Genomic DNA, 6,354 nt, shown 5'->3' on the forward strand with positions numbered 1-6,354 from the left:
CGCTATTGGAGGTGTTTTTAATGGGGAAAAAGATAGCCGTTGAAAGAGAGCTTTCAAATGTAAAAAGATACCTTACTGGTAAAGGATATAATGTAGTAAATCTTGAGCAAGATAGCAATTTAAGCGGTATTAACGTCAATGATTATGATGCAATTGTAATAACAGGACAGCACAAAGACATGCTTGGATTTGAAAATACGTACACAAAATCGCCAATAATTGATGCAACTGGAATGACACCAGAAGACATAGAAAGTGCAATAAAAAGAAGTACAGGCGGTGATACAAATGGCTAACAGAGATCAGTTAAAAGCGGTAGGTGAAATGTGTCCTGATTTTAGCTATGATGATTCTTTAGGCAAGGCTTCAATGATGTCTATAGCAGACTCATCATCAAGAAGCTGTGAAATATGTACACATTGGGATTTAAAAAATCAAAAATGCAGGATAGACGTTTTTGATGATGTTCTTACGAGCCTTGATCAGACATAAATGATTAAAGAGAGGATTTGGCCTCTCTTTAATCATTTATGTGAATGAATCTATAAATAACCTTTTTATCCCATCCTAAATCAAATGGAACATGGTATCTGTCAGATGTATGTGTGTTTACAACAGGAATTCCGTAAGAATCAAAACCTGTTACAACGCCAAAATGAACAATTGTACCTTTTTCTTCATAGCAAATGAGATCACCCTTTTTAAGTTCCCGTATTGCTCCTGCAGGGTGTGAATCCGATGGTTTTACCATGTTTGTGTATGTACCTTGTGCAATTAGCCTTCCTTTTCCATTGTATATAAGGTAGTTAAAGAGTGCAGGAGCTTGTGCCCATGCTGTACTAGAGTCACGGCCATTAAAGTTCCAGACGTAGTCCATTTTTAGTCCACCGCCTTCATACAAGACTTGTGAAGCGAAATTTGTGCAGTCGCCACCAACGCCATTATAATCTCTGTATTTTTTGTTGTATTCATAGTTATTTCCGCTACCCCATGCAGCACCAGCGTATGTATCAGCATACCTTACAGCGCCTTCTCTATCGTAATTTCCTTTTTTCTGATTTTGACTATCACCTGCAGGCGTAGTATTGGTTGGCGATATTTCTGTGGCTATTCCGTCAGCAGGGCTAATATCTATAAATGCTGAATCTTCATCTAATGGATCGTAGTACCAATCGCGGCGTATCACCCAGTTGCCGTTGATTTTAACCAACTGAATGGAATGTCGAATTCCCAGTCCCATGTAATTTATTAAATCGGGCTTTACATTGTACTCGTAGCCCATCTTCATCGTCTCTACCAAATAGAGCCATATAGACTGTTCGCCAACTTTTAAACTTTTGATTCTATAAATTGATTGTGATTCTACGAATTTAAGATTTCTTTTTTCAGACCATCCTTTTACATAATCAATTCTTCTTTTTTCATGTTCAAGAGCCCATTTGCCATATGTGTTAGCAACATCGTAATATTTCTCTATGTCTTTAATATTTCCGCTTAAAAGTACACTTCCTCTTGACTCAAAGAAAGCATCTAAAAAGGGCTTTATTTCTTCTTTGTTGTCTGCTACAGTAGATAATGTTTTATTGAAAAACAATATTCCCCAGATGCTTATGGCTATTAATAATAAAATAGGAATTGCTACTTTATGATACTTTTTAAATAGCAATAAATATCCCCTCCTGCCTATCATTTATAGTAAATAATATGTACAAATAAAATAAATAATTCTATGTAACATTCAATGTATTATCATTTTGTTTTAAATGTCCCTGTAGACTTTGAAGATAAATTTTATATAGATTTTTCACTTATATGTTGTAAAAGGTATGTTTTAAAAAGATGGTAATGTAATTGGATAAAGGGAAAAATTTTTGGATAAGGCAAACAACAAGATTGTTATTGAGAGAAATTTCAACTTAGAAAGAAAAAACTTAAATGATTTATTAAAGTAAATTATGCATAGGCACTAAAGACCTTTCTTGTCTTTAGAGAGATTATATTGAAATGAGAAGGTATTTGGAAAAAGTTTTTCCACGGTGTGAGATACATTGCTTTAAGTGATGGTTATTGATAAGTCAAATGGTTATGACGTACCATGAGGACGTATCATGAGATGGAATCCCAATTTTGCATTATAAAAGTTATAAAATTTTATAAAACTAAGAAGGAATTTTAAAATAAATGGAGAATATATTAAATATAAATTGTAAGAATTAAAAAATTTTAAGCAATAAACATTTATAAAATAAACATTTATAAAATAATAATTTTTCTCGCTATTTTAAAATATAAGTATAGAGAAAATATGGAAGGTGCTTTTGGTGAAGAGTTTTAAAGAAATGTATGAGGCAGTTAAAGATTTGAATCCCAAGATCGTGGCTGTTGCACAAGCGGCTGATGTCGATGTGCTTTTAGCTGTGAAAGATGCTTATGAAAAAGGAATAATAAAAGCTGTTTTAGTAGGGGATAAGTCAGAGATAGAAAGACTTGCACTTTCTATTTCGATGCCTTTAAAAGATCATGAGATTATAGATGTAAAGGATGATGAGAAAGCTTGTAGAGCGGCAGCAAAACTTGTAAGTGATGGGCAAGCAGACATGATTATGAAGGGATTGGTGCCAACATCAGTAATATTAAAAGCCGTTTTAGACAAGGAATTTGATTTAAGGTCAGATAGATTACTAAGTCATGTAGCTGTTTTTGAATCTTCGTTTAATAGATTAATGCTTTTAAGCGATGCAGCGATGAACATATCACCTGATTTAAAAGCAAAGATTGATATAATATACAATGCAGCTTACGTGGCGAAAAAGTTAGGTATACGCGATCCAAAGGTAGCTGTACTTGCTGCTGTAGAGATGGTAAATCCAGCTATGCAGGCGACGATTGATGCTGCAATTTTAGCAAAGATGAGCGATAGAGGTCAATTTAAAGGCATGATAGTAGATGGGCCGTTGGCATTAGATAACGCGCTTTCTATTGAGTCGGCTTATCACAAAGGTATAATTAGCACTGTTGCAGGTAATGCAGATATTCTCATCGTACCTGATATAGAAGCTGGCAATATGCTTTACAAGGCTATCACATTTATTGCAAATAAAAGGATAGCTGGAATAATCGTTGGAGCAAAAAAACCGGTTATTTTAACATCAAGATCTGACTCCAAAGAATCTAAATTTAATTCAATATTGCTTGCTTCAATTGTGGCATCAGATAAAAACATATAATTGCTTAAAATATTAATTAAGAGGAGTGATTTGTATGGAATTATTTAAAACAATGAGAGAGTTTGACTATGAAAACGTTGTATTGTGTTATGATAAAACATCTGATCTAAAAGCTGTGATAGCAATACATGATACAACATTGGGTCCTGCATTAGGTGGATGCAGGATGTGGACTTATGATACAGAGGAAGACGCGATAAATGATGCATTAAGGCTTGCAAGAGGCATGACTTACAAGAATGCGGCCGCTGGTCTAAATCTTGGTGGCGCAAAAACTGTTGTAATTGGAAATCCAAGAAAGGATAAAAGTGAAGCATTATTTAGAAGCTTAGGCAGGTTTATAGAGGGGCTTAATGGAAGGTATATAACCGCCGAAGATGTTGGGACAAATATGAAAGACATGGATTATATAAGTATGGAGACAAATTATGTTGCGGGACTTGCTGAGAAAAGTGGTGATCCGTCTCCTTTTACAGCATACGGGGTGTTTAGAGGCATTCAAGCAGCTTGTGAAGAAGTATTTGGAACTACTGAATTAAGCGGTAAAACAGTTGCTATTCAAGGTGTTGGGAATGTTGGATATAATTTAGCAAAATACTTGCATGATGTGGGAACAAGATTAATAATCACAGATATTTTTGAAGATAATGTAAAAAGAGCCGCCAGTGAATTTAATGCTGAGTATGTAAAACCTGATGATATATACGGTGTTGATTGTGACATATTTGCACCATGTGCACTTGGTGCTGTAATAAATGATGAGACAATACCGCATCTAAAATGTAAAATTGTCGCAGGGTCTTCAAACAATCAATTGAAGGAAGAAAAACATGGAGAAATCCTACAAGAAAAAGGAATACTCTATGTACCTGATTTTATTATCAATGCAGGTGGTGTCATAAATGTAGCTGAGGAATTACATCCATCTGGTTATAACAAAGAACGGGCAATGAGAAAAGTTTCTATGGTATATGACAATGTAAAAAAAGTCATACAAAAATCAAAGCAAGAAAATATTCCAACTTGTATTGCTGCCGATATGGTAGCTGAAGAAAGAATTAAAACTATAGCGGGAATTAGAGATAATTTCATAAAAAAAGTTTAAGCTTATGGAGGGAATTCTTTTGTTTTTAATTCTTGCAATAAATCCTGGTTCTACATCAACAAAGATTTCAGTTTTTGAAGATAAAAAAGCTTTGTTTACAGAAACATTGAGACATAGCGTTTCTGAGCTTAGTCAATATAAAACTATATTTGAACAGTTGGAATTTAGAGAAAATGCTATTTTAGAAATGCTTCATAGAAAGAATTTTTCCATGGAAAAATTGAATGCAATTGTCGGAAGAGGCGGTCTATTAAAGCCGATAAAAAGTGGTACTTACATTGTAAACGAAAGAATGATATCAGATTTAAAAGAAGCTAAAAGAGGTGAACATGCCTCAAACCTTGGAGGAATTATTGCATACGAATTAGCTAAAAATCACGGTATACCTGCATTTATAGTTGATCCAGTTGTCGTAGATGAATTAGACGATGTCGCCAGAATAACGGGAATACCTGAAATCCAAAAATCCAGCATATTTCATGCATTAAATCAAAAAGCCATTGGAAGGCGTTTATCTTCTGATTTAAAAAAGAAATACGAGGATGTCAACCTTATAATTGCACATTTAGGCGGAGGAATTTCGGTTGGAGCTCATAGACATGGTTATGTAATAGATGTAAATGATGCTTTAAATGGGGAGGGGCCATTTTCACCTGAAAGAGCAGGAGGACTTCCGTCATTGGAACTTGTGAGATTGTGCTACAGTGGCAAATATACTCTTGAAGAAATGAAAAAGAAGATATTGGGTGGTGGCGGTTTAGTAGCACATTTTAATACAAATGACGTAAAAGAAGTATACAGAATGATAGAAAATGGCAATAAGAGTGCGGAATTGATTCTTGATGCAATGGCGTATAAGACAGCAAAAGAGATTGGAGCGATGGCTGTAGCTTTAAACGACAAAGTTGATGCTATAGGAATTACAGGTGGTATAGCATACAATGAAGATTTTGTAAAGCGCATTTCAAGTAGAGTTAATTTTATAGCTCCTGTGTATGTTTATCCAGGAGAAGATGAGATGCAAGCACTTGCCGAAGGAGCGTACCGTGTCTTAAGTGGAGAAGAAGAAGCAAAAGTGTATGAATAAGGTAATATAAAATATGATGGAGATGATGAGATTGAAGCAAGTCATATTTAACGAAAACTTATGCAAAAGCTGTGAACTATGCGTTGAAGCATGCCCAAGACACATAATAGAAATGGACAAAGACAAATTAAACATAAAAGGATACCACCCAGCCATGATAAAAGAAGAAAACATAGAAAAATGCATAAGCTGCGGATTTTGTGCAATAATGTGCCCAGACACAGTCATAACAGTTATAAAATAAGAGGGGGATAGATATGGCAAAAGTACTCATGAAAGGAAATGAAGCGCTGGCTGAAGCTGCAATACAAGCCGGGTGCAGGCATTATTTCGGATATCCAATAACACCACAAAACGAAGTAACAGCGTACATGGCAAAAAGAATGCCAGAAGTAGGAGGAGTATTCTTACAAGCAGAAAGCGAAGTATCAGCAATAAACATGGTATACGGAGCAGGAGGAGCGGGAGCAAGAGTCCTTATCACATCATCAAGCCCAGGGATAAGCCTAATGCAAGAAGGAATATCATATATAGCAGGGGCAGAAGTACCATGCGTAATAGCCAACATAATGAGAGGCGGACCAGGATTAGGCGGAATACAGCCATCCCAATCAGACTACTTTCAAGCCACAAAAGGCGGAGGACATGGAGACTACAAACTCATAGTCTTGGCACCATCAACAATACAAGAAATGGCAGAACTAGTACAACAAGCATTCCACATAGCTGACAAATACAGAAACCCTGTAATGATATTAGGAGACGGCATGTTAGGGCAAATGATGGAACCAGTAGACTTTGACATGCTAAAAAAAGAAGAAAACAAAATAGAAGAAAAACCATGGGCCACAACAGGCATGGGAATGAGAAACAAAAGAAACATCATAAACTCATTAGAATTAGACCCACAAATATTAGAAAAACACAACATAGAA

At 35.4% G+C, this 6,354-nt stretch carries 7 protein-coding genes and 1 pseudogene; 7 read left to right on the forward strand and 1 reads right to left on the reverse strand.

All coding sequences use genetic code 11. The features are described from left to right. Positions 1 to 20 precede the first annotated feature (20 nt). Positions 21 to 296, forward strand: a complete 276-nt coding sequence (locus HNR52_RS05795) for a YkuS family protein (RefSeq protein WP_013788403.1) — start codon at positions 21 to 23, stop codon at positions 294 to 296. Beyond that, complete coding sequence (locus HNR52_RS05800) at positions 289 to 492, forward strand: hypothetical protein (protein WP_435619955.1); 204 nt, start codon at positions 289 to 291, stop codon at positions 490 to 492. The genes HNR52_RS05795 and HNR52_RS05800 overlap by 8 nt, the downstream gene beginning before the upstream one ends. Positions 493 to 520: 28 nt before the next feature. Here HNR52_RS05800 and HNR52_RS05805 read toward each other — a convergent pair whose 3' ends face one another. Further along, complete coding sequence (locus tag HNR52_RS05805) at positions 521 to 1,666, reverse strand: amidase domain-containing protein (protein ID WP_435619956.1); 1,146 nt, start codon at positions 1,664 to 1,666, stop codon at positions 521 to 523. Between the two features lie 655 nt (positions 1,667 to 2,321). Between HNR52_RS05805 and ptb the strand changes: the two genes are divergently transcribed. The 5 genes and pseudogenes from ptb to HNR52_RS05830 all read left to right on the forward strand — a co-directional run. Beyond that, positions 2,322 to 3,227: a phosphate butyryltransferase gene (gene ptb / locus HNR52_RS05810; protein WP_435619957.1), complete on the forward strand. Its 906-nt coding sequence runs from the start codon at positions 2,322 to 2,324 to the stop codon at positions 3,225 to 3,227. 34 nt (positions 3,228 to 3,261) lie between these two features. After that, on the forward strand, positions 3,262 to 4,332 hold the full coding sequence (locus tag HNR52_RS05815; RefSeq protein ID WP_435619958.1) for a Glu/Leu/Phe/Val family dehydrogenase: 1,071 nt from the start codon (positions 3,262 to 3,264) through the stop codon (positions 4,330 to 4,332). Positions 4,333 to 4,351: 19 nt separating this feature from the next. Then, positions 4,352 to 5,419 carry a butyrate kinase gene (buk, locus tag HNR52_RS05820; RefSeq protein ID WP_435619959.1) on the forward strand — a complete coding sequence of 356 codons (1,068 nt, stop codon included), beginning with the start codon at positions 4,352 to 4,354 and terminating at the stop codon, positions 5,417 to 5,419. 31 nt (positions 5,420 to 5,450) lie between these two features. After that, a complete protein-coding gene (locus HNR52_RS05825; protein WP_041592174.1) occupies positions 5,451 to 5,663 on the forward strand; it encodes a 4Fe-4S binding protein in 213 nt (70 codons plus the stop codon). Between the two features lie 13 nt (positions 5,664 to 5,676). Next, positions 5,677 to 6,354: pseudogene (locus HNR52_RS05830) on the forward strand (3-methyl-2-oxobutanoate dehydrogenase subunit beta); the annotation flags it as partial.

Source organism: Thermoanaerobacterium thermosulfurigenes, assembly GCF_051201035.1.
GTDB classification, from domain to species: Bacteria; Bacillota; Thermoanaerobacteria; order Thermoanaerobacterales; family Thermoanaerobacteraceae; genus Thermoanaerobacterium; species Thermoanaerobacterium thermosulfurigenes.